Source organism: Agromyces sp. Root1464 (assembly GCF_001427265.1).
GTDB classification, from domain to species: domain Bacteria; phylum Actinomycetota; class Actinomycetes; order Actinomycetales; family Microbacteriaceae; genus Agromyces; species Agromyces fucosus.
Genome location: NZ_LMFU01000002.1, coordinates 586,458 through 613,382, shown reverse-complemented (window position 1 = coordinate 613,382; position 26,925 = coordinate 586,458). Strand labels below are relative to the sequence as shown.

The window sequence follows — 26,925 nt, the reverse complement described above, 5'->3', positions numbered from 1 at the left end:
AGAGAAGAGAGAACGAGCGAATGAACATCCCTGCTTTCGGTGGCACCGCCTTCAACGGCGTCCAGGCACCGGGCTCGCGCTACATCCTGCCGAGCTTCGAGGAGCGCACGGCCTACGGCTACAAGCGCCAAGACCCCTACGCCAAGCTCTTCGAGGACCGCATCATCTTCCTCGGCGTGCAGGTCGACGACGCATCCGCCGACGACATCATGGCGCAGCTGCTCGTCTTGGAGTCGATGGACCCCGACCGCGACATCATCCTCTACATCAACTCGCCCGGTGGCTCCTTCACGGCCATGACTGCGATCTACGACACGATGCAGTACATCCGTCCGCAGATCCAGACGGTCGTGCTCGGCCAGGCAGCCTCGGCGGCCGCCGTGATCGCCGCCGCCGGCACGCCCGGCAAGCGCCTCGCGCTGCCGAACGCCCGCGTGCTGATCCACCAGCCCGCCATGGGCGAGGCGGGTCACGGCCAGGCGTCCGACATCGAGATCCAGGCCGCCGAGATCATGCGCATGCGCTCGTGGCTCGAAGAGACGCTCTCGCGTCACTCGAACCGCACGCCCGAGCAGGTGCACACCGACATCGACCGCGACAAGATCCTGTCGGCGGCCGAGGCGCTCGAGTACGGTCTCATCGACCAGGTGCTGAGCTCGCGCAAGAGCCTCCCGGCGATCACGCGATAGCTCGCGGCACCGTGAACGCGGCGGATGACCGGCTGAACGACAGCCGCGCCATCCGCCGCGTTTCGCTGTCTCCGGATGCCGCGATCGACCGTGTCGCATGGCCGGCGAGCATTCCCGCGATCGACCAGGTGATCGGCGAAGGCGGTCTCGAGTTCGCTCCCGGGCTGACCTTCCTCGTGGGCGAGAACGGCAGCGGCAAGTCGACCCTGCTCGAGGGCATCGCGACGGCCTACGGGCTGCCGCCCGAGGGCGGCAGCACCAACGGCGGCACCACGACCCGACCGAGCGAGTCGCCGCTGGCTGACTGGTTGCGCATCGAGCGCAGCCCGTCGGCCCCGCGATGGGGGTTCTTCCTCCGTTCCGAGACGATGCACGGCTACTACAGCTACCTCGAGGCGCTGCCCGACAGCCCCGATCGGCACCTGCATTCGCTCAGTCACGGCGAGTCCTTCAACGACCTGCTCGACAACAAGCTGAACCATCCCCGCTACCGCGCCGGACTCGTGTGCCTCGACGAGCCCGAAGCGGCGCTCTCGTTCTCCTCGATCCTCGGATGGATCGCCGGCCTCGACCGGATGGTCGCACGCGGCACCCAGATCATCTGCGCGACGCACTCGCCGGTGCTCGCCTCCGTACCGGGCGCGACGATCCTCGAACTGGGGGAGTGGGGCATCCGCGAGACCACCTGGGAAGACCTCGAACTCGTCACGCACTGGCGCGGGTACCTCGACGATCCGCGGCGCTACCTTCGACATCTCCTCGACTGAGCGTCCCGGTTCGCGACCCGCGAACGGCCGAGCGTGTCGAATCCCGCGCGCTACCCTCGATCCGCCCGATCTCGGGCTAGGCTCGGAACAGATTCGTCGACAGGGAGGGTTTCGATGGCACGCATCGGAGAGAGCGCCGACCTGCTCAAGTGCTCGTTCTGCGGAAAGAGCCAGAAGCAGGTGCAGCAGCTCATCGCCGGACCCGGCGTCTACATCTGCGACGAGTGCGTGGAGCTCTGCAACGAGATCATCGAGGAGCGGCTCGCCGAGGCCGGCGAGACCGAAGCCGGCGAGTTCGAACTGCCGAAGCCGAAGGAGATCTTCGGCTACCTCGAGGAGTACGTCATCGGCCAGGAGGCCGCGAAGAAGGCACTCGCCGTCGCGGTCTACAACCACTACAAGCGCGTGCGCGCCCGCACCGCCCTGACTTCGGCCGACGCCAGAGACGACGTCGAGCTCTCCAAGTCCAACATCCTGCTCATCGGCCCCACGGGTTGCGGCAAGACCTACCTCGCGCAGACGCTCGCGAAGCAGCTCAACGTGCCGTTCGCCGTCGCTGACGCGACTGCGCTGACCGAGGCCGGCTACGTCGGTGAAGACGTCGAGAACATCCTGCTGAAGCTCATCCAGGCTGCCGACTTCGACGTCAAGCGCGCCGAGACGGGCATCATCTACATCGACGAGATCGACAAGATCGCCCGCAAAGCGGAGAACCCCTCGATCACGAGGGACGTCTCGGGCGAGGGTGTGCAGCAGGCGCTGCTCAAGATCCTCGAGGGCACGGTCGCCTCGGTGCCGCCGCAGGGGGGCCGCAAGCACCCGCATCAGGAGTTCATCCAGATCGACACGACGAACGTGCTGTTCATCGTGGCCGGCGCGTTCGCCGGCCTCGAAGACATCATCTCCTCGCGTGCCGGCAAGCGTGGGATCGGGTTCGGCGCACCACTCCACAACAAGGAGGAAGAAGCCGACATCTTCAGCGAGGTGCTCCCCGAGGACCTCCACAAGTACGGTCTCATCCCCGAGTTCATCGGTCGTCTGCCGGTCGTCGCGACGGTCATGCCGCTCGACCGGGATGCCCTCATGGAGATCCTCACGGTGCCGCGCAACGCGCTCGTGCGCCAGTACCAGCGCATGTTCGAGCTCGACGGCGTCGAGCTCGACTTCGAAGAGGAGGCGCTGCAGGCGATCGCCGATCTCGCGGTGCTGCGTCAGACGGGCGCCCGTGGGCTCCGAGCCATCATGGAGGAGGTGCTCGGGCCGATCATGTTCGAGGTGCCGTCCTCCACCGGCGTCGCCCGCGTCGTCGTCACGAAGGCGGCGGTGCTCGACAACGCCGCGCCGACGATCGTGCCGCACGCCAAGCAGCGCCGCACCGAGAAGTCGGCGTAGCCCGGCCGAGAGCGAGCGCCACCCATCTTCCACACCGTCGTCGCGGGCGTCATCGCGGCCATCACCGGATTCGCGAGCTCCTTCGCCCTGGTGATCGCGGGCCTCATCGCAGTGGGCGCCTCCGAGACGCAGGCGGCATCCGGTCTCTTCGCGCTCTGCATCGCGACGGGTCTGCTCTGCATCGTGCTGCCGCTCGCGACGCGCATGCCCGTCTCGTTCGCCTGGTCGACGCCCGGCGCGGCGCTCCTCGTCGCCGCGGCGGCGACGACGCAGCAGTTCGCCGCCGCGATCGGCGCGTTCATCGTCTGCGGCGTGCTCATCGTGCTCGCCGGGCTCTGGCCCGCCCTCGGACGAGCGATCACCAGTATCCCGAAGCCCATTGCGAGCGCGATGCTCGCAGGCATCCTCTTCCCGATCTGCGTGGCCCCCGTGTTCGCCGCCGTCGAGCAGCCGGCGATCGCCGTGCCGATGGTGCTCGTCTGGCTGCTCCTCGCACGCCTCGCACCGCGCTGGGCCGTGCCGGCCGCGATGCTCGTCGCGGTGATCGGCATCGCCGTGTTGGCGGGCCCCGCCGTGCTCGCGAGCGAGGCGGTCCGGCCGCAGCTCCAGTTCGTCGCTCCGGTCTTCGACCCGTTCGTGATCGTGAGCCTCGGCCTCCCGCTCTTCATCGTGACGATGGCCGGGCAGAACGTGCCCGGGTTCGCCGTGATGTCGACGTTCGGCTACCGGCTCGCGCCGAGGCCGGTGCTGGTCGCCTCGGGCGTGGCCTCGGTGGGCGCGGCGTTCGCCGGCGGACACGCGTTGAACCTCGCAGCGATCACGGCGGCGATCATGGCGAGCCCCGAGTCGAACCCCGATCCGCGTCGGCGCTGGGTGGCGACCTTCACCTCGGGCATCGTCTACCTCGCGCTGGGCGCCGGCGCCGGGCTCGCCGCCGCCGTCGTGCAGGCCTCGCCGCCGATCATCATCACCGCGGTCGCCGGGCTCGCCCTGCTCGGGGCGATGGTCACCGCGCTGACCGGCGCGCTCGAGGATCCGCGCCAGCGCATCACCGCGATCGGCACCTTCCTCGTCACTGCGTCGGGCGTCGCCGTCGTCGGCATCGGCTCCGCGTTCTGGGGTCTCGTCGTCGGCGGGGTGCTCATGCTGTGGATCGGCAGGGGAGCGGCGGGTCCCGCCGCGCCGGCACAGGGGCCAGCCGCAGCAGCGCCCTCTGCGGGGGCCGCAACGACCGGCTCAGGCGACGAAGAGCTGGATCGCGACCCAGAGCACGCCTGATCAGTCGAAGACGCGCACGAGCTCCCAGCGATCTTCGTCGCGTCGGCGGACATCGAAGACACGGGTCTCGCCGTCGTCGGCACTCGCCTGGAAGCGCCATCCGGTGATCTGCAACGGCGGACGCCCGGGAGACACATCGTGCCGGGCCACCGGCGCCCACCAGTCGCACGGGCCGACGAGGGTGGTCGGTGTATCGCTCACCCGGAACCGTCGGGCACGCCAGACGAGTCGCACGGGGCGCCCGTCGTCGCTGGTCCACAGCTCGACGTACTCCTGGACGAGCGACATGGGCACCTCACCGATTCGAAGATATGTTCGAATGATACCACCGGGTGCTGGCACGCGGAACGCCGCCGTGCAGAAGCACGACGGCGTTCGACGTGCTGGCACGCGGAACGCCGCCGTGCAGAAGCACGACGGCGTTCGACGAGTGCGCTCGGTGGTGCCGCCGGAGTCAGGCCAGGTCGTCGTCCGTGCGCGCGCCGAAGACGATCTCGTCCCAGCTCGGCATTGATGCGCGGCCCTTCTTGGAGCCTCCGCGGGCGCCGGGACTGGCCGAGACGCCCTTGCCGCCCCAGATGCTGCGTGCGGCGGTGCCGGGCTTCTCCTCGGGCTGCTCGAGCTCGGGGGTCTCCTGCGCGGGTGCCGGGGCGGGAGCGGCCTGCGGGCGCTCGGGCTCGCTGCCTGCTGCCTCGCGTTCGCCGCGCCGCCGGCGCAGCGCCTCGAGCAGGTCGGCGGTCTCGCCGAGCGTCTGCTTCGGCTCATCCGCTCGCTTGATCGCGGCGCGGGCGACTGCGGGGCTCGATGTCTGAGGCGTACGTGCGTACGGAAGCGGCTCGAGGTGCGGCGCCGTGTCGAAGTCGCCGTGTTCGGGCTCCTCGAAGGTGAACGCACCGCTGTCGAAGCGCGACTCCTCGGACTCGGGGCCGACGGCGCGGAGCCGGGGGATGAGCCCGCCCTTCATCTCGCCCTGCTGCGAGAGCGTGACCGCCTCGGAGTTCAGCGGCTGCAGCGCCTGCTTGCGGGGCTCGAAGCTCCAGCGGGCGTCGTGGTCGATGGTCTCGGCGGTGAACTCGAGCTTGATGATCCAGCCCCGCTCCTCGTCCTTCCAGCTCGCCCAACGTTCACCGTGGGCTCCGAGCTGCGCGAGGCGTTCGCGGATGACGCCGCCGAACGACGGCGGCTCGTCGGCCGGGTCGGACTCGGTGGTGACGTGCACGGGCACGGCGAGGGCGGAGGTGACCATGTGCTCGCGCTCAGCGAGCACCGGCCCCTCGAATCGTCGGATGTAGTCGATGGCCGCGCCGGTGACCTGGGCGACCTCCTCGGCCGACATGCCGGCTCGGATGTGGGCCTGCACCTCGCGGGGCGAGGGTTTGGGTCCGACGTGCTGCTCGGGTTGCGCCTGACGGATGCGTGATTGCAGCACCTCGTCGATCTCGATTCGGAAGCGCGCTCCATCGTCGGAAGCGGCGAGCAACGCGCCGTTCTCGACTCCGATTACCTTGAGTTCTTGCATCGCGACAAGCCCTTCCGTGCTTTCGTCTCCGCCCAAGGATGCCACGTCCGGATGGGTGCTCGTGGGAATAGGACGGGCGCGCCGGAAGTTGAGCACGTAGCAGCTGTGGACACGCTGCGAAAGTGGTTTGCTAACGCCACCGATTTGATGCAGACTATGGCCGCCGAATCATCGGCGATGAAGAAATGGATGGGAATGGCAACGGATTACGACGCACCGAGGAAGACCGAAGACGACTCCGAGTCGATCGAGGCCCTCAAGGAGCGCGTCCCCGACAAGATGTCGGGCGTAGTGGATGTCGACGATGCCGATAACCCCGGTGGGTTCGACCTCGCTGGTGCCGATCTCTCCGACGTCGAACTCGACGTCGTGGTGCTTCCACCGCAAGCCGACGAGTTCACCTGCGTGAACTGCTTCCTCGTGAAGCACCGTTCGCAGATGGACCACGAGACGAAGCTCGGACCGATCTGCTTGGAGTGCGCGTCCTAGACGCCAGGCTCGGTACCTTCAGGCCGTCGCGATCCATTGATCGCGGCGGCCAGTTCTTTGGGATGACGCGTCGAGACCAGCCAGTAGGGCGTGGGGTCCGACGGGTCGGTGATCGGCACCCGCACGACGGGTTGCACCCAGCCGCGGATCACGAGGAACGCCCGCGCGTCGAGACCTGTGCCGCGTTCGACGCGAGCCGCGGCATCCGTCGCCCCGGTCGCGACGCCCGTGTCCGCCAGCGCGATCGACGCGCGCCCCGCCCGGAGTCGCCCGTCGGCCACCTCGACGACGGGCGCGGTCACGCTGAGCGCTGCGACCGTCGCGCCGTAGAGGATCAGCCCGGTGGCGATGCCCGCGGGCATCGAGACGGGCGCCAGGACCAGGATGCTGGACGGGATCAGCAGCAGGCTGACGACGTAGATCCAGGGCGTCGGCCAGAGTTTCTCGCGGTAGTCGGGCATGGCTCTATTCGACCAGACTTCTGCACTACCCTCGAACAGTGACCGATTCCGTCGATGTGCTGATCACTGCAGACCGCGTGCCGAACTACGCCCATCCGGGCGACGCGGGCGCAGATCTCCACGCTTCAGAGTCCGTCGTGCTCGGCCCCGGCGAACGCGCCACGGTCGGCACCGGCGTCGCGATCGCCCTGCCCGACGGCTACGTCGCCTTCGTCGTGCCGCGCTCGGGCCTGGCCTTCAAGCACGGCATCACGATCGTCAACGCACCCGGCACGGTCGATGCCGGCTACCGCGGCGAGATCAAGGTCGCACTGTTGAACACCGACGCCCGCGAGGCGCACACGATCGAGGTCGGCGACCGCATCGCCCAGATCGTCGTGATGCCGGTGAGCCGCGCTCGATTCGTCGAGGTCGAGCGGCTGCCCGGCAGTCTGCGCGGCGAAGCAGGATTCGGCTCCACCGGTTTCGGGGAGCACAAGTCAGGAGTGAACGCGTGAGCGACATCGAAACCGGCGGCGACATGCCCGCCGAACAGCCCAAGTCCGCACCCGAGGACCGCGCGGAAGCGGGCCCGTTCGACGAGGCCGAGGCGAACCCCGTTCGCCCGTACGTCGATCTCGGCGGAGTGAAGGTGCTGCCGCGCGACGGGCTCCACCTCCGCCTCGAGGTCGAGGAGGGCACGAAGCGCGTCGTCGCGATCGGCCTCGACTACGCGAACTCGACCCTGCAGGTGCAGCCGTTCGCGGCGCCGCGCTCGAGCGGACTGTGGCACGAGATCCGTGCGCAGATCGCCGACCAGATCGCGCGCCAGGGCGGTTCGACCACCGTGCGCGAGGGCTCGTTCGGACCCGAGCTGCTCGCGCAGATCCCCGTCGCCGCAGGCGAGGGGCAGCAGGGTCAGATGCGCCTCGCTCGTTTCATCGGCGTCGACGGGCCCCGGTGGTTCCTCCGCGGCGTCATCGCCGGCGAGGCGGCCGTCGACCCCACGGCGGCGGCGAAGGTCGAAGACCTCTTCCGCTCAATCGTCGTGGTGCGCGGCAGCACCCCCATGCCGCCGCGCGACCTCATCCCGCTGCGCATGCCCGCGTCCTCCGCGGGTGCGCCCACGGTGTGACCACGATGGCGAACGCCGACGGCTCGCCGCGCCCCGACGAGGGCGAGCGAGCGGATGCCCCGGCGGAACGTCCGACCGAGGCCGAGGCCGAGGCCGAAGCCGAAGCCGACGTCGATGCCGGAACCGGCAGTGCGGCCGGCGAGTTCGGCCGGCAGTTCGCCGCAGCCGCCGAGAAGAGCGGCCTCGGTGCGCTCGCGCGCGACGAGAAGCTGAGCGGGCGCGACCTCCTCACCGCAGTCGGCGGCGTGCGCGGCATCCTCGAGGCCCTGCTGCCCGGGCTCGTGTTCCTCATCGTCTACAGCGGGCTCACGAGCTTCGCCGGCCAAGACCCGCAGGCGGCGCTCGTGCCCGCCCTCGTGGCATCCGTCGGCCTCGCCGTCGTGTTCACCGTCGCGCGTCTCGTGACCAAGGGGCAGCCGACCCAGGCCATCGCCGGCCTCATCGGCGTGCTCGCCTCCGCAGCGCTCGCGCTCTGGTCGGGCGACGCCCGCGACAACTACGTGATCGGCTTCTACACGAACGCCGCCTACGCGCTCGCGCTGACCGTGTCCCTCTTCGTGGGCTGGCCCGCGATCGGCCTGATCGTCGGTTTCCTCATGGGCGACGGCGTCGCCTGGAAGCAGGACAAGCGCAAGTACCGCGCCGCCCAGTTCCTCACGCTCGTCTGGATCGGGCTGTTCGTCGCGCGTCTCGCGGTGCAGGTGCCCTTCTACCTCGTCGACAACGTGGAGGCCCTCGGGGCCACGCGACTGCTCATGGGCGTACCTCTCTACGCCTTGGTGCTGGTCTTCTCGTGGCTCGTCGTGCGGGCAATCTACCCGTCATCCGCCCGCTCCGCCGAGTGATAGAGTTATCTCGACGTCAAGATAAATCCGCACACCGTGCGAGGCCTGTCGGCGGGCGAGTGGCTTAGGTTACCCTTGCTGGAACAGCCCCATGTCTGACGGAGAAGATGGAGTGCCGCCTGCATGTCCGGCGGCATCCGCGAAGGAGAGGACATCGTGTCTGCAGTGAACAGTTTCGGGGCGAAGGACACGCTCCGCGTCGGTGATGAGTCCTACGAGATCTTCCGGCTCGACACCGTGCCAGGGCATGAGAAGCTTCCGTTCAGCCTGAAGGTGCTGCTCGAGAACCTCCTGCGCACCGAAGACGGTAAGAACGTCACCAAGGAGCAGATCGAGGCGCTCGGTTCGTGGGTCCCCACCGCCGAGCCCGACACCGAGATCCAGTTCACGCCGGCGCGCGTGGTCATGCAGGACTTCACCGGTGTTCCCTGCATCGTCGACCTCGCCACGATGCGCGAGGCGGTCGTCGCCCTCGGCGGCGACCCCAACAAGATCAACCCCCTCGCTCCCGCCGAGATGGTCATCGACCACTCCGTGATCGCCGACCTCTTCGGCACCGAGAACGCACTCGAGCGCAACGTCGAGATCGAGTACGAGCGCAACGGCGAGCGCTACCAGTTCCTCCGTTGGGGCCAGACGGCGTTCGACGACTTCAAGGTCGTGCCGCCCGGCACCGGCATCGTGCACCAGGTCAACATCGAGCACCTCGCGAAGGTCACCTTCACGCGCACCGTCGACGGCGTGCTCCGGGCCTACCCCGACACCTGCGTCGGCACCGACTCGCACACCACCATGGTCAACGGCCTCGGCGTGCTCGGCTGGGGCGTCGGCGGCATCGAGGCAGAGGCCGCGATGCTCGGCCAGCCCGTCTCGATGCTCATCCCCAAGGTCGTCGGCTTCAAGCTCTCGGGCGCGATCCCCACGGGCGTCACCGCGACCGACGTCGTGCTCACGATCACCGACATGCTCCGCAAGCACGGCGTGGTCGGCAAGTTCGTCGAGTTCTACGGTTCGGGCGTGGCATCCGTGCCGCTCGCCAACCGCGCCACCATCGGCAACATGAGCCCCGAGTTCGGCTCGACCGCCGCGATGTTCCCCATCGACGACGTCACCCTCGACTACCTGCGCCTCACGGGCCGCAGCGACGAGCAGATCGCCCTGGTCGAGGCCTACTCCAAGACGCAGAAGCTCTGGCACGACGCCGACAGCGAGCCCGAGTTCAGCGAGTACATGGAGCTCGACCTCTCGACCGTCGTTCCGTCGATCGCCGGCCCGAAGCGTCCGCAGGACCGCATCGAGCTCTCCGAGTCCAAGAGCGCCTTCGAGAAGGACCTCCTGAACTACGCGACCGTCGACCACGACCTCGTCGACCTCGAGGGCGCCGAGTCGTTCCCGGCCTCCGACCCGCCCGGCAACTCGCCCGAAGACGAGTACAGCCAGCACGAGCACCACCACAAGAGCCACGCTCCGACGACGGCCTCGAAGCCGACGGATGTCACGCTCGGCACCGGTGAGCAGTTCGTGCTCGACCACGGTGCCGTCGCGATCGCGGCGATCACCTCGTGCACGAACACCTCGAACCCGTCGGTCATGCTCGCCGCGGGCCTCCTCGCCCGGAATGCGGCGAAGAAGGGCCTGAAGGCCAAGCCGTGGGTGAAGACCACCCTGGCTCCCGGCTCGAAGGTCGTCACCGACTACTACGAGAAGGCCGGCCTCACCGACGACCTCGAGGCCCTCGGCTTCTACACGGTCGGCTACGGCTGCACGACCTGCATCGGCAACTCGGGCCCGTTGCTCGACGAGATCTCGGCGGCGGTCAACGACTCCGACCTCGCCGTGACCGCGGTGCTCTCGGGCAACCGCAACTTCGAGGGTCGCATCAACCCCGACGTGAAGATGAACTACCTCGCGAGCCCGCCGCTCGTGATCGCGTACGCTCTCGCCGGTTCGATGAACTTCGACTTCGAGGTCGACTCGCTCGGCACGGACACCGACGGCAATGACGTCTTCCTGAAGGACATCTGGCCCGACGCCGCCGAGGTGCAGCACACGATCGACACCTCGATCAACAAGGACATGTTCGTCACGCAGTACGCAGGCGTGTTCGACGGCGACGAGCGGTGGCGTTCGCTCGAGACGCCGACCGGCGCGACGTTCGAATGGGACGCCGAGTCGACGTACGTGCGCAAGCCCCCGTACTTCGACGGCATGACCATGGAGACGACGCCCGTCAGCGACATCGCCGGCGCCCGCGTGCTCGCCAAGCTCGGTGACTCGGTCACGACCGACCACATCAGCCCGGCCGGTTCGATCAAGGCCGACAGCCCCGCCGGTCGATACCTGACCGAGCACGGCGTCGACCGTAAGGACTTCAACTCCTACGGCTCCCGTCGCGGCAACCACGAGATCATGATCCGCGGCACGTTCGCGAACATCCGCCTGAAGAACCAGCTCCTCGACGGCGTCGAGGGCGGCTACACGCGTGACTTCACGCAGGCCGACGCGCCGCAGTCGTTCATCTACGACGCGAGCCAGAACTACCAGGCACAGGGCACCCCGCTCGTCATCTTCGGCGGCAAGGAGTACGGCTCCGGCTCGTCGCGCGACTGGGCGGCCAAGGGCACGAGCCTCCTCGGCGTGAAGGCCGTCATCACCGAGAGCTTCGAGCGCATCCACCGCTCGAACCTGATCGGTATGGGCGTCGTTCCGCTCCAGTTCCCCGTGGGCGAGAGCTGGTCGTCCCTCGGCCTCGACGGCACCGAGATCGTCTCGATCTCGGGGCTCGAGCAGCTGAACGAGGGCGTGACCCCGAAGACGGTGCACGTCGTCGCGGCGCCGAGCGAGCACTCGCCGGCCGGCAAGCAGACGGTCGAGTTCGACGCGGTCGTGCGCATCGACACTCCGGGTGAGGCCGACTACTACCGCAACGGCGGCATTCTGCAGTACGTGCTGCGTTCGCTCGTCTAGCACGCGCACAGAGATTCGGGGCGGTCGGCATCTTGCCGATCGCCCCCTTCTCTGCCCGGCTTCGCAGCCAGCCCGGCGTAGACTCGTCCCGTCCAGCGGCACCGCCCGCAACCCTTCGGAGGCAATTGCATGACCCTGCTCGAGACCATTTCGGGACCTCGTGATCTCGACGCGCTGAGTCCCGAACAGGTCGATCAGTTGGCGCGCGAGATCCGCGAGTACCTCGTCGAGTCCGTCTCGAAGACGGGTGGCCATCTCGGACCGAACCTCGGGGTCGTCGAGCTCACGATCGCGATCCACCGGGTGTTCGAGTCGCCGCGCGACGCCGTCGTCTTCGACACCGGGCACCAGTCGTACGTGCACAAGCTGCTGACGGGGCGGCGCGACCTCTCCACGATCCGCAAGACGGGCGGCCTCGCGGGCTACCCTCAGCGCTCCGAGTCCGAGCACGACATCGTCGAGAGCTCTCACGCCTCGAGCTCGCTGTCGTGGGCCGACGGCATCTCCAAGGCCTTCGAGATGACCGGCCAGTATGACCGGCACGTCATCGCGGTCGTCGGCGACGGCGCGCTCACGGGCGGCATGACGTGGGAGGCGCTCAACAACATCTCCGACGACAACACGCGCAAGCTCATCGTCGTCGTCAACGACAACGGTCGCTCCTACGCCCCGACCATCGGCGGCATGGCGCGCTTCCTGAACACCGTGCGCACGAAGCAGACCTACCGCAACCTGCACCTCTCGAGTCGCCGCGCGTTCGACCGCATGGGTGCACCGGCCAGGGCGCTCTATCGCGGTGTTCGCGGCGGTCTGCACGGGTTCCTGGCCCGCTTCACCAACAACGAGGCCCTGTATTCGAACCTCGACATCAAGTACATCGGGCCGATCGACGGACACGACGAACACGCCATGGAGGAGGCGCTCCGACAGGCGAGAGACTACGGAGCGCCGGTCATCGTGCACGCGATCACCGACAAGGGCCGTGGTTACGAACCGGCCCTGCGCGACGCGGCCGACCAGTTCCACGCCGTCGGCCAGATCGACCCCGAGACCGGGGAGTCCCTCGAGACGGCGTCGGCGCCGTCGTGGACGAGCGTCTTCGCCGACGAGCTCGTGCACCTCGCCGAGAGCAACGATCGCCTCGTGGGCATCACCGCGGCGATGCTGCGCCCGACCGGCCTGCACCGTATGGCCGAGCGGTTCCCGAGTCGCGTGTTCGACGTCGGCATCGCCGAACAGCACGCCGCGACATCCGCTGCGGGTCTCGCATTCGGTGGGCTGCACCCGGTCGTCGCCGTCTACGCGACGTTCATCAATCGCGCGTTCGACCAGGTGCTCATGGACGTGGCGTTGCACAAGGCGGGCGTCACCTTCGTGCTCGACCGCGCCGGCGTGACCGGTCCCGACGGGCCCAGCCACCACGGCGTCTGGGATCTCTCGATCCTGCAGGTCGTCCCCGGCATCCGCATCGCGGCGCCCCGTGACTCGGTCCGTCTCGTCGAAGAGCTCGGCGAGGCCGTCGCCGTCGACGACGCGCCCACCGTCATCCGCTTCCCGAAGGGCACCGTCGGCGTCGACTTCGACGCGGTGCGGCGCACCGACGACGGCGTCGACGTGCTCGCCGAGTCGGAGCGCAAGGACGTGCTCATCGTCACCGTCGGCCCGATGGCCGAGACCGGTCTCCAGGTCGCCGAGCGTCTCGAGGCGCAGGGCATCAGCGCCACCGTGGTCGACCCCCGCTGGGTCGTGCCGGTGCCCCGCAGCATCATGGAGCTCGCAGCGGAGCACCGCCTCGTCGTCAGCATCGAAGACGGCATCCGCGTCGGCGGCATCGGAACACGCATCCGCCAAGACCTGCGGGAGGCCGGAGTCGACACCGCGGTGACCGAGCTCGGCCTTCCCGACGAGTTCCTCGATCACGGCTCGCGCGGCGACATCCTCGAGCGCGTCGGCCTCACGCCGCAGCACATCGCGCGCGACGTCACCGCGATGGTGCTCGGCTCGAAGCTGCCGCATGCGCGCGGTGCCGGCGTCGATACGGGCGTCTCGACCGACACGCGCCCGCAACCGCGCGTCTGACGCGAGCGCCCCTGTTCGCGCTCGCGCGACGCGAGCCGCAGTGAGCGGATGCCCCGGCGTGTGCAGCGCCCGGAACGAGGAACGGCCCCTGGCTCTCGCCAGGGGCCGTTCTCGTGGAGCTGGTGGCTACGCGCCCACGCCCGTGATCGTCGGGTGGTGGAACGTGTCGCCGAAGACCCGCTCGGACGCGCCGACCCGGTCGAGGTACGGCGTCAGGCCGCCCATCTGGAACGGGAAGCCGGCGCCGAGCACCATGCAGAGGTCGATGTCCTCGGCAGCTGCCACGACCCCGCCGTCGAGCATGAGGCGCACCTCGCGAGCGAGACCGTCTTGCAGGGCCACGAGGATGTCGTCGGCCGAGCGCGGGTTCTTGCCGCCGGCGACGAGCTTCAGGGCGCCCTTGTCGAAGCCCTTGACCTTGCCCTTGTCGTCCTTGTCGAGCAGCTTGCCGTAGTCGGCGAGCTTGTGCAGGTTCTCGCTGCGGTAGAACCGCTCGGGGAACGCGGCGTGGTGGGTGTCGAGCACGTGCGCGCCGACCTTCAGGCCCACGAGGTCGAGCAGCGCCGACGGGGCCATTGGCAGGCCGAGCGGTGCGATCGCCTCGTCGACGGTCTGGAACGAGGTGCCCTCGTCGACCGCGCGCATCGCCTCGCCGAGCAGCACGGCCAGGAGCCGGTTGACGACGAAGCCGGGCGTGTCGGCCGTGATCACGGCGTTCTTCCGAAGGTTCTTCGCGGTCACCATGGCGGTCGACAGCGTCGCCTCATCGGTGTGCGGCGTCTTCACGACCTCGATCAACGGCATGACTGCGACCGGGGTGAAGAAGTGGAAGCCCACGAGGCGCTCGGGGTGCGCGAGCTTCGCGCCGATCTGCTCGACCGACAGCGACGAGGTGTTCGTGGCGAGCACGGCCTCGGGCGAGATGAACTGCTCCACCTCGGCGAAGACGTTCTGCTTGATCTCGAGCTCTTCGAAGACGGCCTCGATGACCCAGTCGCAGTCGGCGAAGTCCGCCTTGTCGGTGGTGCCCGTGACGAGCGCCTTCAGGCGATTCGCCTCGTCGGGGGAGATGCGGCTCTTCTCGAGGAGCTTGTCGATCTCTTCCGCGATGTAGGCCACGCCCTTGTCGACGCGTGCCTGGTCGATGTCGGTGATGACGACCGGCACGCGCAGGCGGCGCACGAAGAGCAGGGCGAGCTGGCTCGCCATGTAGCCGGCACCGAGCACGCCGACCTTCGTGACCTTCTTGGCGATCGCCTTGTCGGGCGCGCCCGCGGGGCGCTTGGCCCGCTTCTGCACGAGGTTGAAGGCGTAGATGGAGGCCTGGAGCTGGTCGCCGACGATGAGCTCGGAGAGCACCTCGTCTTCGCGTTCGAAGCCCTCGGCCTTCGTGCCGCTCTTGGCGGCCTTCATGAGCTCGAGCGCCGCGTACGGCGACTTCGGAACCGAGCCGATGCGGCTCTTCAGCATCTTCGTGGCGATCGCGATCGCGGCATCCCACTTGACGAGGCGCTCGACCTTGCCGGGCTCGTTCGGGCGCTTCACCTTGATGCGGCCGGAGACGACGCCGTCGGCCCACTTGATCGAGTCCTCGAGGAAGGCGACCGAGTCGAACTTCGCGTCGGCGATGCCGAGCTCCATCACGTCGTCGGCCTTCATCGTGCGGTTCTGCTTCAGGGGGTTCTCGATGACGACCTTGAGGGCGTTCTCGATGCCGATGAGGTTCGGCAGCAGGTACGCGCCGCCCCAACCGGGGATGAGACCGAGGAACACCTCGGGAAGGGCCACGGCGGGCACCGAGGCATCCACCGTGCGGTAGTCGGCGTTCAGCGCGATCTCGAGGCCGCCGCCGAGAGCGAGGCCGTTGATGAACACGAACGACGGGACGCCGAGTTCCGATGCCTTGCCGAGCGCGAAGTGGCCGAGCTGGCCCATCTTGCGCGCGGTGTCGCGGTCGGGGATCTCGGCGACCTTCGACAGGTCGGCACCAGCGGCGAGGATGAACGGCTTGCCCGTGATCGCCACGGCGTGGATCTCGCCGGCTGCGGCGCGCGCCTTCAGCTCGTCGAGGGTCTTCGCGTACTCGAGCAGCGAGACCGGGCCGAGCGTGTTCGGGCGGGTGTGGTCGCGGCCGTTGTCGAGGGTGACGAGGGCGAGCGTCTTGCCGCCCGAGATCGGCACGTCGCGCACGAACGAGTGCGTGACGACCTCGTCGTCGGAGAGGGCGGCGAGCGAGTCGAAGTCGATCTTCGTGTAGTCGGTCATCAGGCCTTCTTCGCCTTCTTGTCGTAGTTCGGGTTCTCCCAGACCATGGTGCCGCCCTGGCCGAGTCCGACGCACATGCTGGTGATGCCGTAGCGGACGTCGGGACGCTCGGTGAACTGGCTCGCGAGCTGGTTCATGAGGCGCACGCCCGAGGAGGCGAGGGGGTGGCCGACCGCGATCGCGCCGCCCCACGGGTTGACGCGGGCGTCGTCGTCGGCGATGCCGTAGTGGTCCATGAAGGAGAGCACCTGCACCGCGAACGCCTCGTTCATCTCGAAGATGCCGATGTCCTCGATCGAGAGGCCCGCCTTGCGGAGCGCCTTCTCGGTGGCGGGGATCGGGCCGATGCCCATGATCTCGGGGTCGACGCCCGCGAAGGCGTAGCTGACGAGCTTCATCTTCGGCGAGAGGCCGAACTCCTTCGCTGCGGCGCCCGAGGCGAGGATCGCAGCGGTGGCACCGTCGTTCAGGCCCGAGGCGTTGCCGGCCGTGATGCGGCCGTGCGGGCGGAACGGCGTCTTCAGGGCTGCGAGGCCCTCGAGCGTCGTCTCGGGACGCATGACCTCGTCGCGCGTGGCGAGTCCCCAGCCCTCTTCGGTGCGGATCGCGACCGGCACGAGGTCCTGCTGGATCTTGCCCGCGGCGTAGGCCGCCGCCGTCTTCTGCTGGCTCGCGAGGGCGAAGCGGTCGCTGCGCTCCTTCGTGAGCTGCGGGAAGCGGTCGTGGATGCGCTCAGCCGTGGCCCCCATCACGAGGGCGTCCTCGCCGACGAGGCGCTCGCTGAGGAAACGGGGGTTCGGGTCGACACCTGAGCCCATAGGGTGGTGGCCCATGTGCTCCACGCCGCCGGCGATGGCGATGTCGTACATGCCGAAGCCGATCGAGCCCGACATCATGGCGGCGGCCGTCATGGCGCCTGCACACATGCGGTCGATGGAGAAGCCCGGCACGGTCTTGGGCAGGCCGGCGAGGATCGCGGCCGTGCGGCCGAGGGTGAGGCCCTGGTCGCCGGTCTGGGTCGTCGCGGCGATGGCGACGTCGTCGATGCGGTCCTTCGGGATGTTCGGGTTGCGCTCGAGGAGTCCGACGATCGCCTTCACGACGAGGTCATCGGCCCGGGTGTTCCAGTACATGCCCTTGTCGCCGGCCTTGCCGAACGGGGTGCGGACCCCGTCGACGAATACGACTTCAGCTTGATCAGCCACGCTGCAGCTCACTTTCGGTCAGGATGCTTCGATCCTACGAACGCCGCTGAGGAGGCGCTGAATCGCTTGACGGAACCTACGAACCCTCAGACGTGGCGTCCTCGACGGATTGTGCCGCCTCGACAAATGCATCGGCGATTCTCTGTGAGGTTGCGGCAACCTGCCAGCGGCGTGCGCCGAGGGCCAGCAAGGCCTCGCTCACGGCATCGGCGGTCGCGTCGGCGGGTGGCGTCCACGCCACCCTGCGCAGGTGGTCGGGGGTGAGCAGGTTCTCGACCGGCATGTTCATCTGCTCGGCGACCTCGGTCACGGCGGCCTTCGCGAGCCTCAGGCGCGCATCCGCTTCGGGATGCCGCGCGGCCCATGCGCGCGGCGGGGGAGGAGCGTCGCTCGGCACCCGCACCTGCGGCAGCTCGGTGGTCGCGAGTCCGCGCTCCACGGCGGCCCACCACCGATCGAGCTCGGTGCGGCTCGCGCGGCCGTTGAACTCGCGGAGATCGGCGAGGGCGCGCCGCGTCGACGGCAGGGTTCGGGCGACTGCGAGGAGCGAGGCATCCGGAACCAGGCGGCCGGGCGCGACGTCGAGCTCGGTCGCGAGCGCGTCGCGGGAGAGCCAGAGCTCGCGGGCCACCGCGAGGTTGCGGGGGCTGCGCATGGCGTGGATGCCGGAGAGGCGTCGCCAGGGCTCGGCGGCCGGCGGCTTCGCGGCTCGGTGCAGCACGGCATCGAACTCCTCGGCCGCGAGCTCCGCCTTGCCGTCCTCTTCGAGTCGGGCGCCGAGCCGTTCGCGCACGTCGACGAGGAGTTCGACGTCGAGCGCCGCGTACTTCAGCCACGACTGGGGCAGGGGGCGTGTCGACCAATCGGACGCCGAATGCTCCTTCGCGAGCTTGATGTCGAGCAGCTCCTCGACGACCGACGCGAGGCCGACGCGCGGCATGCCGAGCAGGCGCGCACCGAGTTCGGTGTCGAAGATGCGTTCGGGGTCGAGGCCGACCTCACGGAGGCAGGCCAGGTCTTGGCTGGCGGCGTGCAGCACCCACTCCTCGGAGTGGATCGCGTCCTGGAGTGCCGAGAAGTCGGGGATCTGCGGAGGGTCGAAGAGGAAGGTGCCCGACCCCCGCCGGAACATCTGGATCAGGTAGGCCCGCTGCGAGTAGCGGAATCCGCTCGCCCGTTCGGCGTCGACCGCGATCGGCCCCTCGCCGTCGAGGAGCCGCTCCACCGCCTCATCGAAGGCGGCGGGGGTCTCGATCACCTGGAATTCATCCACGGTTCGTCCTCCGACGGGGCAGGGGCGTCACCCCTTCTGATCGGGGCGGCAGTCCTGCGAGCATGCACAACAACTCAGCCCAGCCTTCCACATGCGGGCCGATGGCCGAGTCGAGGGGCGTCCACGAAGCACGCAGCTCGATCTGCGCGCCGTCGCCCTGACGCGCGAGTTCGCCGAAGCCGGTGGAGAGGATCTTCGTCGCCGTGCCCGACGCGGCGATGTATCTGGCGCCCCTCGCATCGAGGGCGTCGACGAGCCACGACCACGCGACGTCGGCGAGGAACGGGTCGAGGCCGATGTCGGTCTCGAGCGGGGCCTGCGCGAAGCAGACGATGCGGAAGCGCCCGCCCCAGGCCTCGGGCTCGCTCTCGTCGTAGAGCAGCACGAACCGGCCGGTGCCGAGCTCGGAGTCGTCGTGACGGCTCGGCGTGACGTCGGCCGACAGGGCCACGGCGTTCGGCGCCAGCGAGCCCGGCGCCGGGATCTCAGAGATGCGCAGCTCGCTCCTGGGAGAGGCGGCCCTGAGCGACTCGAGGGCGGCCTCGAACTCGGGTGGAAGCGGAGGCGCTGAGTCGGGCACGAGTGCAGACTAGAGTCTCGGATACGGGGGACGTCGGCGGCACGCCGCGCCACCGGCACACGGTTCTGCTTCGGGAGGAAACGAATGCCACGAAGGCGCGGTGCAGCGTCAGCGATCGGGATCGCGGCAGGCGCCGTCGGGCTCATCGCCCTGACGATCGGCGCCGCGACCGCCGCCACCGCGGTGTTCTTCGCCCGCAAGGTGGTGACGCCGCCCGAGAGGCGGGAAGAGGACGTCCGCATCGCGCGCGTCGACCTCGCGGCGGGCGAGATCACGCTGCTCGCCTCCGACGAGACGCGGATGCGCGGAGGATACGGCCTCTGGTTCGATCGTGACACCGGGCACGCGCGCCTCGGTGACGTCATCGATGACGGCGAGCACGAAGTGCGCCGCCCGATCGAGTCCGTCGACTTCGGCCGACTCGATCGCGCCACACGCGGCCGCATGGACGGGTACTACCACCTCGGTCCGTGGGAGCTCGATGCGCCGTACGAGAACGTCGTCGTCGACACCGAGCTCGGCCCGGCTCCCGCATGGCTCATCCCTGCAGCGGATGCCTCGGCGCGATGGGTGATCCAGGTGCACGGTCGCGGCGCGACACGACCTGAGACGCTTCGTGCGGTGCAGCCGGCCCGCGACGCGGGGTGGAACTCGCTGCTCATCACCTATCGCAACGACGGTGAGGCGCCCGAGAGCGAAGACCGCAAGTACGGTCTCGGCGGCACCGAGTGGGCCGATGTGGTCGCGGCGACGAGGTTCGCCGTCGAGCACGGCGCCGAGGAGATCGTGCTCATGGGATGGTCGATGGGCGGAGCGATCTCGCTGCAGGCGGTGCTGCGATCGGCGGACGTGCGAGAGCGGCTCGTGGGCGTCATGCTCGACTCGCCCGCGATCGACTGGACCGACATCCTGCGATTCCAGGGCACGCTGAACCGCATGCCGCCGGAACTCGGCGACCTCGTCGTCCGTGTGCTCGGCGGACCGCTCGGCGCCGGTCTCACCGGCATCGCGGCCCCGATCGATGTCCTCGAGCTCGACCCTGTTGCGCGAGCCGACGAGTTCGACGTGCCCATGCTCCTCATGCACAGCGTCGACGACGGGTTCGTGCCGATCGACGGGTCTCGCCGGTTCGCCGCGGCCCGGCCCGACCTGATCGAGTTCGAGGTGTTCGAGGGACCGCGGCACACGAAACTGTGGAACGCCGAGCCCGAGCGTTGGACAGGGCTCATCCGGTCCTGGCTGGAACGCCGCGATTCGCTCGCGCCGGCGACGTTCGGCGACGAGGCCGAGATCGTCGGCTGAGGCCGACGCGAGCGCGTGGCCGGGCCTATGCGGCGGCGACGCGCTCCCGCACCTGCCGCTTGATGCGGCCGAGCATGCCGGTCATGCCGCGCACGCGCAGCGGTGACACCGCCTCGCCGAGGCCGAGCGACTGCGGGTAGTCGGCGGGCACGTCGAGCACCTCGTCGGCCGTGAGCCCGTCGAGTCCCTGCACGAGGATCGAGGCGAACCCGCGTGTGGTCGGCGACTCGGCCGGCGCCGTGGCGAAGAGGTGCACGCGACCGTCGAGGACCTCGACGAAGATGAACACGGGCGACTGGCACTCCTCGACCCGCTCGAACAGGTCGGGGTGGTCGGCGTAGCGCTCGGGCAGCTCGGGCAGCTCGTTCGAGAACTCGAGCAGCAGTTGCAGGCGGTCGCGCACGCCGAGGGCGAGGAAGTCGTCGCGGGTCTCGGCGAGTCGTGCGGGCAGGGTCGTCGCGTTCATCGGGATCCATTCTCCCATGTCGTGCAGCGACCCGGCCCGCCGGGCGTCAGCGCTTCGGCGCCTCGCCGCGTGCGTCGCCGGTGACGATCGGCACGCGTACGGCGCTGCCCCACTCGGTCCACGAGCCGTCGTAGTTGCGCACCTTCTCGAAGCCGAGCAGGTGGTTCAGCACGAACCACGTGTGGCTCGAGCGTTCGCCGATGCGGCAGTAGGCGATGATGTCGTCGCCGTCGGCGAGACCGACCTCGTCGCGGTAGATCGCGTCGAGTTCGGCCCGCGACTTGAACGTGCCGTCGGATGCCGCGGCGCGCGCCCACGGCACGGATGCCGCAGTCGGGATGTGCCCGGCGCGAAGCGCGCCCTCTTCGGGGTAGGCGGGGGCGGTCGTGCGCTCACCGTTGTACTCCTCGGGGGAGCGCACGTCGATGAGCGGGTTGCCGAAGTGCGCGAGCACGTCGTCCTTGTAGGCGCGTACGGCGCTGTCGTCGCGCTCGACCACGGGGTACTCGACCGGAGTCACCTCGGGAGCCGCCGTCGTGATCTCGCGGCCCTCGGCGATCCAGAGGTCGCGGCCGCCGTCGAGGAGGCGCACGTCTTCGTGCCCGAAGAGGGTGAACACCCAGAGCGCGTAGGCGGCCCACCAGTTGTTCTTGTCGCCGTAGATGACGACGGTCGTGTCGCGCGCGATGCCCTTCGAACCGGCGAGGGCGGCGAACTGCTCGCCGTTGACGTAGTCGCGCACGACCGGGTCGTTGAGGTCGAGGTGCCAGTCGATCTTCACGGCGCCGGGGATGTGCCCGGTTTCGTAGAGCAGCACGTCTTCATCGGATTCGACGACGACCAACCCGGGTTCGCCGAGGTGCTCTGCGAGCCATTCGGTGGTGACGAGACGCTCGGGGTGCGCGTACTCGGCGAGCTTGCCTGCGGCATCGAACTCGGCGGACATGGGGTACCTCCTGGGATCGCCTGGTCGGCGGGGTGTTCGAGGGGAGCGGACTAGGCTGATCACCTGTCCACCACGAATCTACGCGGCGCACGGGGTGAAGTCACAGGCCCTGTCATCCGATGCAATAGATGCACACCGGGAGCTCCTCCAGTATGACCACGGCATCGAGCCAGTCACTCATCCGTCTCGTCGAGAGGAACCCGTCGATCTCGGGCGCCGAGATCGCCGCCGAGCTCTCACCGCCGCCGCAGTTCGAGCACGCGTCGTTCGAGTCGTACCGGCCCGACCCCGATTTCCCGTCGCAGCAGGCCGCGCTCGATCGGCTGAAGGAGTTCGCCGGTGCGTGGCGCGCAGCGCAGCGACCGGGCGGGTTCTTCTCGCGCAAGCGCCCTGCGCGGATCGAGTTGCCGGGTGTCTACCTCGACGGCGGGTTCGGCGTCGGCAAGACGCACCTGCTCGCGGCGCTCTGGCACGTGGCGCACGGCCCGAAGTACTTCGGCACCTTCATCGAGTACACGGCGCTCGTCGGCGCGCTGGGCTACCAGCCGGCGGTCGAACTGCTGAGGGGCGCGAAACTCGTCTGCATCGACGAATTCGAGCTCGACGACCCGGGCGACACGATGCTCATGACGCGATTCCTCGGCGAGCTCATGGCCGGCGGCACGCGCGTCGCCGCGACGTCGAACACGCCGCCGAACGCGCTCGGCGAGGGACGATTCGCCGCCTCCGACTTCCTCCGCGAGATCCACGCCCTCTCATCGAACTTCGAGACCCTGCGCATCGACGGGCTCGACTACCGCCGCCGCGACACCGAGGGCCACGCCGAATCGCTCTCGGGCGACGCCGACGTGGCACGCACGGCCGCCGCACTCGCCGAGCGGGGCCACCGCGTCTCGCTCGACGGATTCGACGACCTCATCGCCCACCTCGCCACGGTCCACCCCTCCAAGTACGTCAAGCTCGTCACCGGGCTCGAGTTCATCGCCCTCGAGGGCGTGCACGAGCTCACCGACCAGAACGCGGCGCTGCGCCTCGTCGCCTTCATCGACCGCGTCTACGACGCCGAGGTGCCGATCATCGCGAGCGGACTGCCGCTCGACGAGGTCTTCGCCGCCGACATGATGGCGGGCGGCTACCGCAAGAAGTACCTCCGGGCGATGTCGCGCATGATCGCACTCACCACCGGCGAGCTGCCCCCGCACGACTGAATCCGGCTCGTGTTCCCGCTCGTGCGTGATTCACATGCCTTGAGCGGCGTCGCGAAACGTGCTGTTTACCTGCGGGCACCGCACGTAACAGACGCGAAACAGTAGACGGTCCCGCTCGAAACGTCCTCTCGTGAAACTTGGCGACACAGGTTCCCCCGCCTGTATTCCTGAGAGAGGTTCGAGATGGATCAAGGCAACACCGCGTTCCTGTTGATCATGGCGGCCCTGGTGCTGCTCATGACCCCCGGACTCGCATTCTTCTACGGCGGACTCGTCAAGGCGAAGAGCGTCATCAGCATGATGATGATGAGCTTCGGTGCGATCGGCCTCATCGGCGTCCTCTGGGTGCTGTACGGCTACGCGATCGCCTTCCCCGGTTCCGAGGGACTCGTCGCCCCGTGGTCCATCGACTGGTCGGCCATCGGCCTGACGAGCCTGCTCGAGACGCCGGAGGGCGCCGCCTACCCGCCGCTCGCCTTCGTGGCCTTCCAGGCGACGTTCGCGATCATCACGGTCGCGCTCATCTCGGGTGCCATCGCCGACCGCGCGAAGTTCGGCGCCTGGATGATCTTCGCCGCGGTCTGGGCCACGATCGTCTACTTCCCGGTCGCGAGCTGGGTGTTCAACTTCGGCCTCGCCGACGACGGATCGTTCGCCTACGGCGGCTGGACCACGTTCGGCATGCAGGAGGCGTTCGGCACGGGCGTCATCGACTTCGCCGGCGGCACCGCGGTGCACATCAACGCCGGTGCTGCAGCCCTCGCCCTGGCGCTCGTGCTCGGCAAGCGCGTCGGCTTCTCGAAGGGCGCCCACGTTCCCCACAACCCGCCCTTCGTGCTCCTCGGCGCCGGTCTCCTGTGGTTCGGCTGGTTCGGCTTCAACGCGGGCTCCGAGCTCGCCGCTGACGGCACCGCCGCCCTCGCCTGGATCAACACGCTTGCCGCACCGGCCGCGGCATTGCTCGCCTGGCTCCTCGTCGAGAAGATCAAGGACGGCAAGCCCACGTCGGTCGGCGCGGCATCCGGTGCCGTCGCAGGTCTCGTCGCGATCACCCCGGCATGCGCGTCGCTCACGCCTGGATGGGCGATCGTGCTCGGTCTCATCGCAGGTGCGGTCTGCGCCCTCGCGATCGACCTGAAGTTCAAGTTCGGCTTCGACGACTCGCTCGACGTCGTGGGCATCCACCTCGTCGGCGGCCTCATCGGCACGCTGTACCTCGGCTTCTTCGCGACCGACAAGGGCCTGTTCACCGGCGGCGACGGCACCCAGCTCATGGTGCAGGCGATCGCGGCGTTCACCGTTCTCATCTACTCGTTCGTGCTGGCGTACGTCATCGGCTTCATCATCCAGAAGACCATCGGCTTCCGAGTGACGAACGAAGACGAGATCGCAGGCGTCGACACCGTCGTCCACGGCGAGGACGCGTACAAGCTCGAGACCGTCTGAACCTGACGGAATCACCGCGAGGGCGGTGGGGTAGTGTGCCGGTGTGTCAGACACCAGCCGCTTCCTCACCGCCCTCGTCCGCGTCGTCGGGGCGCTCTTCGGCAGCGGGTCGTCTCGATCGTCGGTCGGCCAGGCGCAGGCGCCGTCACGCCCGCAGACGGCCGGCACGATGCGAACAGCGGATGCCCCTGAGCGGTCGTCATCGACCGACTCGCCGTCTCCGGGGCAGGCGGGGGACTCCGCCACGATCGAGATCGACCCGCGGCGTCTCCGCGGCGTGCAGCTGAGCTATGCGCCGTCGCGTGATGGCGAGCCCGATCCGGGCGAGGTCGTGTGGACGTGGGTGCCGTACGAGGAGAACGACGGGCGCGGCAAGGACCGGCCGGTCGTCGTCGTCGCGGCATCCGGCGCAGGCGATTACCTGGCGGTGCAACTGACCAGCAAGGCGCACGACGGCGATCGCGACTTCGTGTCCCTCGGCACCGGCGCATGGGACGGCGAGGGGCGCCCGAGCTGGGCGCGCATCGACCGGGTCTTCCGCGTGCGCGCCGGTGGCATGCGTCGTGAGGCGGCCTCGCTCGACGCCGAGCGCTACGGCCGCGTGGCTGCCGAGCTCGATGCGCGGTACGGCTGGCGCTGACGCCTCCGTGTCGTGGACGTCGGATGCTGCGTGGGCCGATCAGGCTCGTGGCGGTCGATGCAGCCCGAACGGCGATCCCTGGTCGTCACGGCACAGGCGGAACTCGCCGAACAGCGCTGTCGACGCATCGTCGCCGGGGAGAGCCTCGACCGTGCCGCCGAGACGTTCGACTGCCGCCGCGGCGGCATCGAGGTCGTCGACCCTGAAGAAGACGTACGGCGCGGCGCCCGGGTCGCTGCCGTGGACGCCCGCGGGCACGCCGGCCCCGGTCACCGCGTAACCGTCGCCGCCTGGCCCCGACTCGAACGTCCAGCCGAAGAGCTTGCCGTAGAAGGTGCGGGCCGTCATGGCATCCGCAGCCCCGAACTCGATGAATGAGACCTCGCCGGACATGGTTCCCCCTCGCTTCGACGCGTGGACAGGGCACACGGTAGTCGGCGGCGGGAGCGGCCACAACGGGTGGCGGCGGGCAGCGGTCGGTGGGCCGGGAGAGGCCCGGAGCCGGTGCACGCCCTGGAAATGAAGAAAGCCCCCTGTGGAGAGGGGGCTTTCGTGGGCGATGCCGGGCTCGAACCGACGACCTCTTCCGTGTGAAGGAAGCGCGCTACCAGCTGCGCCAATCGCCCATGTGGGATTCGCGAGTCACGCGAATGACCGCGGACTCGATACTAGCCGACCGCGTGGGGTGAATGCACATCGAGCGGACGGTGCAGATTCGGAGGAGGCCTGAACAGGTGCCGAACCCCCTCGACACGCCCGGGACGCGGGGTCGGATTCGGCCCGTGACCAGCGCGAATCCGCCGCTCGACCCCGTCAGTTTGTGAATCGTTCAGGGAATCAGTTAGAGTCTTCCTGCACGCAGAAATGCGAGCAACGCGGATGTGGCGCAGTGGTAGCGCATCACCTTGCCAAGGTGAGGGTCGCGAGTTCGAATCTCGTCATCCGCTCTGATCAGGATGGGGCGAAAGCCCCATTCCTGTTCTTTTGGTGGTGAACCCAGACACGGTGGATTGGCCGAGAGGCGAGGCAGCGGCCTGCAAAGCCGTATACACGGGTTCGAATCCCGTATCCACCTCCAAGCTGAGAACTTCCATTCTCGACTTGGGCGATTGGCGCAGCGGTAGCGCGCTTCCCTGACACGGAAGAGGTCACTGGTTCGATCCCAGTATCGCCCACCATGAGAAAGCCCCGGCATCGCCGGGGCTTTCGTTGTTTCCGGCCGTTCGCTTCGCCGACCGGCTCGATCACCCGACCTGCTCGAACACGAGCGGGGGATAGCTGATGCGCGTCGTGTACCACGCCCACGACGCACCTGCGGTCTGCTCGATGGCGGCCCAGCCTCCGTATGCGGGCAGGTTCTTCAGGGTGAGGCTCACGGTCTGCTTGCCGTTCACGCTCCTGGGCCCGGCGCCGACGACGGTTCCGGATGCCGCATAGCCGCTCGCGTTCAGCGTCACGGGGGCGCCGGACTCCACCGAGAAGGTGCAGACATAGGTGCCCACCCCCGTGATGCCGTAGGCGGCCGGTTCGAAGTGGATGGAGACTGCGGGGTTGCGGGTCGGCGATTCGCGGCGGTCGAAGCCGGCGTAGGGCGTCACGGCATCGGTCTGCATGATCGTCGGGCGGATGAGGGTGAGGTTCGTGCGCCCCTTGCCGATCGTGTGCACGGGGGAGAGGAAGTCGATCGGCGCCCAGAAGATCGGGCCGAGCACGAGCTCGCCGATCCGGTACTTCTCTGCCCAGTCCTCCAGGCGGATGTCCGGCTCGAAGTCGGCGAATTCGACGACGCGCTCGTCGAACTCGCTGCGGGAGCCCAGTTCTTTCGATGTGTCATACATGAGGGAAACTCTAGAACTGTGATGTGCGCGCCGGGTCAGGGGCAGCACCGAAGTGCCGGGCGGCCACCCCTTCGGCGACTACAGTTGAAGGGTTCTGTAGACCGAATTCAAGGAGTGGATCCAGGTGGCCGACGGCTTCGAGCTCTTCACCGACCG

General features: G+C 68.7%; 25 protein-coding genes and 4 tRNA genes. 17 read left to right on the top strand and 12 right to left on the bottom strand.

The genetic code is table 11. The features are described from left to right. Positions 1-20: 20 nt before the first annotated feature. The 4 genes from ASD23_RS08670 (at position 21) to ASD23_RS08655 (ending at position 4,126) form a co-directional block, all read left to right on the top strand. The gene (locus tag ASD23_RS08670; RefSeq protein WP_056009407.1) at positions 21-689 is read left to right on the top strand and encodes an ATP-dependent Clp protease proteolytic subunit; all 669 of its coding nucleotides are present in this window, start codon (positions 21-23) and stop codon (positions 687-689) included. Positions 690-700: 11 nt separating this feature from the next. Continuing rightward, a complete protein-coding gene (locus tag ASD23_RS08665) occupies positions 701-1,456 on the top strand; it encodes an AAA family ATPase (RefSeq protein WP_082571316.1) in 756 nt (251 codons plus the stop codon). A 114-nt stretch (positions 1,457-1,570) separates the two neighbouring features. After that, complete coding sequence (gene clpX / locus ASD23_RS08660) at positions 1,571-2,848, top strand: ATP-dependent Clp protease ATP-binding subunit ClpX (RefSeq protein WP_056009405.1); 1,278 nt, start codon at positions 1,571-1,573, stop codon at positions 2,846-2,848. 24 nt (positions 2,849-2,872) lie between these two features. Further along, positions 2,873-4,126: a benzoate/H(+) symporter BenE family transporter gene (locus tag ASD23_RS08655; RefSeq protein WP_082571315.1), complete on the top strand. Its 1,254-nt coding sequence runs from the start codon at positions 2,873-2,875 to the stop codon at positions 4,124-4,126. Here ASD23_RS08655 and ASD23_RS08650 read toward each other — a convergent pair whose 3' ends face one another. Both ASD23_RS08650 and sepH read right to left on the bottom strand, forming a co-directional pair. Continuing rightward, positions 4,127-4,414 carry a hypothetical protein gene (locus ASD23_RS08650; protein ID WP_056009403.1) on the bottom strand — a complete coding sequence of 96 codons (288 nt, stop codon included), beginning with the start codon at positions 4,412-4,414 and terminating at the stop codon, positions 4,127-4,129. A gap of 166 nt (positions 4,415-4,580) precedes the next feature. Next, complete coding sequence (sepH, locus tag ASD23_RS08645; RefSeq protein WP_056009401.1) at positions 4,581-5,645, bottom strand: septation protein SepH; 1,065 nt, start codon at positions 5,643-5,645, stop codon at positions 4,581-4,583. A gap of 195 nt (positions 5,646-5,840) precedes the next feature. On the opposite strand from sepH, the gene ASD23_RS08640 reads away from it, so the two are divergent. Continuing rightward, a complete protein-coding gene (locus tag ASD23_RS08640) occupies positions 5,841-6,134 on the top strand; it encodes a DUF4193 domain-containing protein (RefSeq protein WP_056009399.1) in 294 nt (97 codons plus the stop codon). Here the strand turns inward: ASD23_RS08640 and ASD23_RS08635 are convergent. After that, positions 6,131-6,595, bottom strand: a complete 465-nt coding sequence (locus ASD23_RS08635) for a DUF3093 domain-containing protein (protein ID WP_056009397.1) — start codon at positions 6,593-6,595, stop codon at positions 6,131-6,133. The genes ASD23_RS08640 and ASD23_RS08635 overlap by 4 nt on opposite strands. 38 nt (positions 6,596-6,633) lie before the next feature. On the opposite strand from ASD23_RS08635, the gene dut reads away from it, so the two are divergent. From dut to dxs, 5 genes are all read left to right on the top strand, one after another. After that, positions 6,634-7,092 (top strand): dUTP diphosphatase, encoded by a 459-nt coding sequence (dut, locus tag ASD23_RS08630; RefSeq protein WP_056009395.1) that lies wholly within the window; start codon positions 6,634-6,636, stop codon positions 7,090-7,092. Positions 7,093-7,115: 23 nt separating this feature from the next. Beyond that, complete coding sequence (locus ASD23_RS08625) at positions 7,116-7,709, top strand: DUF3710 domain-containing protein (protein ID WP_056012805.1); 594 nt, start codon at positions 7,116-7,118, stop codon at positions 7,707-7,709. Between the two features lie 5 nt (positions 7,710-7,714). Then, the gene (locus ASD23_RS08620) at positions 7,715-8,554 is read left to right on the top strand and encodes a DUF3159 domain-containing protein (protein ID WP_082571525.1); all 840 of its coding nucleotides are present in this window, start codon (positions 7,715-7,717) and stop codon (positions 8,552-8,554) included. 156 nt (positions 8,555-8,710) lie between these two features. Further along, the gene (acnA, locus tag ASD23_RS08615; RefSeq protein WP_056012802.1) at positions 8,711-11,521 is read left to right on the top strand and encodes an aconitate hydratase AcnA; all 2,811 of its coding nucleotides are present in this window, start codon (positions 8,711-8,713) and stop codon (positions 11,519-11,521) included. A gap of 129 nt (positions 11,522-11,650) precedes the next feature. Continuing rightward, positions 11,651-13,600, top strand: coding sequence for a 1-deoxy-D-xylulose-5-phosphate synthase (gene dxs, locus ASD23_RS08610; protein ID WP_056009392.1), 1,950 nt, complete (start codon positions 11,651-11,653; stop codon positions 13,598-13,600). A gap of 126 nt (positions 13,601-13,726) precedes the next feature. Here dxs and ASD23_RS08605 read toward each other — a convergent pair whose 3' ends face one another. The 4 genes from ASD23_RS08605 to ASD23_RS08590 form a co-directional block, all read right to left on the bottom strand. Further along, a complete protein-coding gene (locus ASD23_RS08605) occupies positions 13,727-15,865 on the bottom strand; it encodes a 3-hydroxyacyl-CoA dehydrogenase NAD-binding domain-containing protein (protein WP_056009390.1) in 2,139 nt (712 codons plus the stop codon). After that, positions 15,865-17,070, bottom strand: a complete 1,206-nt coding sequence (locus ASD23_RS08600; RefSeq protein ID WP_056009388.1) for a thiolase family protein — start codon at positions 17,068-17,070, stop codon at positions 15,865-15,867. The genes ASD23_RS08605 and ASD23_RS08600 overlap by 1 nt, the downstream gene beginning before the upstream one ends. A gap of 76 nt (positions 17,071-17,146) precedes the next feature. Continuing rightward, entirely contained in the window at positions 17,147-18,343 is a 1,197-nt protein-coding gene (locus ASD23_RS08595; protein WP_056009385.1) for a ribonuclease D, read from the bottom strand. Beyond that, positions 18,336-18,923 (bottom strand): DUF3000 domain-containing protein, encoded by a 588-nt coding sequence (locus ASD23_RS08590; protein ID WP_056009383.1) that lies wholly within the window; start codon positions 18,921-18,923, stop codon positions 18,336-18,338. The genes ASD23_RS08595 and ASD23_RS08590 overlap by 8 nt, the downstream gene beginning before the upstream one ends. An 84-nt stretch (positions 18,924-19,007) precedes the next feature. Here ASD23_RS08590 and ASD23_RS08585 point away from each other — a divergent pair, with 84 nt between their 5' ends. After that, a complete protein-coding gene (locus ASD23_RS08585; protein WP_056009381.1) occupies positions 19,008-20,225 on the top strand; it encodes an alpha/beta hydrolase family protein in 1,218 nt (405 codons plus the stop codon). Positions 20,226-20,250: 25 nt separating this feature from the next. On the opposite strand, the gene ASD23_RS08580 is transcribed toward ASD23_RS08585, so the two are convergent. Continuing rightward, on the bottom strand, positions 20,251-20,691 hold the full coding sequence (locus tag ASD23_RS08580) for a SufE family protein (protein ID WP_056009379.1): 441 nt from the start codon (positions 20,689-20,691) through the stop codon (positions 20,251-20,253). 46 nt (positions 20,692-20,737) lie between these two features. Next, positions 20,738-21,637 carry a sulfurtransferase gene (locus tag ASD23_RS08575; protein WP_056009377.1) on the bottom strand — a complete coding sequence of 300 codons (900 nt, stop codon included), beginning with the start codon at positions 21,635-21,637 and terminating at the stop codon, positions 20,738-20,740. Between the two features lie 152 nt (positions 21,638-21,789). On the opposite strand from ASD23_RS08575, the gene zapE reads away from it, so the two are divergent. The 3 genes from zapE (at position 21,790) to ASD23_RS08560 (ending at position 24,931) form a co-directional block, all read left to right on the top strand. Next, a complete protein-coding gene (gene zapE, locus ASD23_RS08570; protein WP_056009374.1) occupies positions 21,790-22,845 on the top strand; it encodes a cell division protein ZapE in 1,056 nt (351 codons plus the stop codon). A 183-nt stretch (positions 22,846-23,028) separates the two neighbouring features. Further along, a complete protein-coding gene (locus ASD23_RS08565; RefSeq protein WP_056009372.1) occupies positions 23,029-24,291 on the top strand; it encodes an ammonium transporter in 1,263 nt (420 codons plus the stop codon). 43 nt (positions 24,292-24,334) lie between these two features. Next, positions 24,335-24,931, top strand: coding sequence for a type II toxin-antitoxin system PemK/MazF family toxin (locus ASD23_RS08560; protein ID WP_235507687.1), 597 nt, complete (start codon positions 24,335-24,337; stop codon positions 24,929-24,931). A gap of 39 nt (positions 24,932-24,970) precedes the next feature. Here ASD23_RS08560 and ASD23_RS08555 read toward each other — a convergent pair whose 3' ends face one another. Together ASD23_RS08555 and ASD23_RS08550 are read right to left on the bottom strand one after the other, a co-directional pair. After that, a complete protein-coding gene (locus tag ASD23_RS08555) occupies positions 24,971-25,324 on the bottom strand; it encodes a VOC family protein (protein WP_056009370.1) in 354 nt (117 codons plus the stop codon). Between the two features lie 160 nt (positions 25,325-25,484). Next, positions 25,485-25,557 (bottom strand) — tRNA-Val (locus tag ASD23_RS08550). 249 nt (positions 25,558-25,806) lie between these two features. On the opposite strand from ASD23_RS08550, the gene ASD23_RS08545 reads away from it, so the two are divergent. From ASD23_RS08545 to ASD23_RS08535, 3 genes are all read left to right on the top strand, one after another. Then, positions 25,807-25,878 (top strand) — tRNA-Gly (locus tag ASD23_RS08545). A 57-nt stretch (positions 25,879-25,935) separates the two neighbouring features. Continuing rightward, positions 25,936-26,009: transfer RNA gene (locus tag ASD23_RS08540), tRNA-Cys, on the top strand. 25 nt (positions 26,010-26,034) lie between these two features. Further along, positions 26,035-26,109, top strand: a tRNA-Val gene (locus ASD23_RS08535). Positions 26,110-26,175: 66 nt separating this feature from the next. Here the strand turns inward: ASD23_RS08535 and ASD23_RS08530 are convergent. After that, on the bottom strand, positions 26,176-26,769 hold the full coding sequence (locus ASD23_RS08530; RefSeq protein WP_056009368.1) for a hypothetical protein: 594 nt from the start codon (positions 26,767-26,769) through the stop codon (positions 26,176-26,178). Between the last annotated feature and the right edge of the window lie 156 nt (positions 26,770-26,925).

Bases quoted from the DNA above. Each gene is read 5' to 3' on its own strand.
- ASD23_RS08670 (WP_056009407.1), top strand. From the start codon at position 21: ATGAACATCCCTGCTTTCGGTGGCACCGCCTTCAACGGCGTCCAGGCA.
- clpX (WP_056009405.1), top strand. From the start codon at position 1,571: ATGGCACGCATCGGAGAGAGCGCCGACCTGCTCAAGTGCTCGTTCTGC.
- ASD23_RS08650 (WP_056009403.1), bottom strand. From the start codon at position 4,414: ATGTCGCTCGTCCAGGAGTACGTCGAGCTGTGGACCAGCGACGACGGG.
- sepH (WP_056009401.1), bottom strand. From the start codon at position 5,645: ATGCAAGAACTCAAGGTAATCGGAGTCGAGAACGGCGCGTTGCTCGCC.
- ASD23_RS08640 (WP_056009399.1), top strand. From the start codon at position 5,841: ATGGCAACGGATTACGACGCACCGAGGAAGACCGAAGACGACTCCGAG.
- ASD23_RS08635 (WP_056009397.1), bottom strand. From the start codon at position 6,595: ATGCCCGACTACCGCGAGAAACTCTGGCCGACGCCCTGGATCTACGTC.
- ASD23_RS08625 (WP_056012805.1), top strand. From the start codon at position 7,116: ATGCCCGCCGAACAGCCCAAGTCCGCACCCGAGGACCGCGCGGAAGCG.
- ASD23_RS08620 (WP_082571525.1), top strand. From the start codon at position 7,715: ATGGCGAACGCCGACGGCTCGCCGCGCCCCGACGAGGGCGAGCGAGCG.
- dxs (WP_056009392.1), top strand. From the start codon at position 11,651: ATGACCCTGCTCGAGACCATTTCGGGACCTCGTGATCTCGACGCGCTG.
- ASD23_RS08605 (WP_056009390.1), bottom strand. From the start codon at position 15,865: ATGACCGACTACACGAAGATCGACTTCGACTCGCTCGCCGCCCTCTCC.
- ASD23_RS08585 (WP_056009381.1), top strand. From the start codon at position 19,008: ATGCCACGAAGGCGCGGTGCAGCGTCAGCGATCGGGATCGCGGCAGGC.
- ASD23_RS08580 (WP_056009379.1), bottom strand. From the start codon at position 20,691: ATGAACGCGACGACCCTGCCCGCACGACTCGCCGAGACCCGCGACGAC.
- ASD23_RS08575 (WP_056009377.1), bottom strand. From the start codon at position 21,637: ATGTCCGCCGAGTTCGATGCCGCAGGCAAGCTCGCCGAGTACGCGCAC.
- zapE (WP_056009374.1), top strand. From the start codon at position 21,790: ATGACCACGGCATCGAGCCAGTCACTCATCCGTCTCGTCGAGAGGAAC.
- ASD23_RS08565 (WP_056009372.1), top strand. From the start codon at position 23,029: ATGGATCAAGGCAACACCGCGTTCCTGTTGATCATGGCGGCCCTGGTG.
- ASD23_RS08555 (WP_056009370.1), bottom strand. From the start codon at position 25,324: ATGTCCGGCGAGGTCTCATTCATCGAGTTCGGGGCTGCGGATGCCATG.
- ASD23_RS08530 (WP_056009368.1), bottom strand. From the start codon at position 26,769: ATGTATGACACATCGAAAGAACTGGGCTCCCGCAGCGAGTTCGACGAG.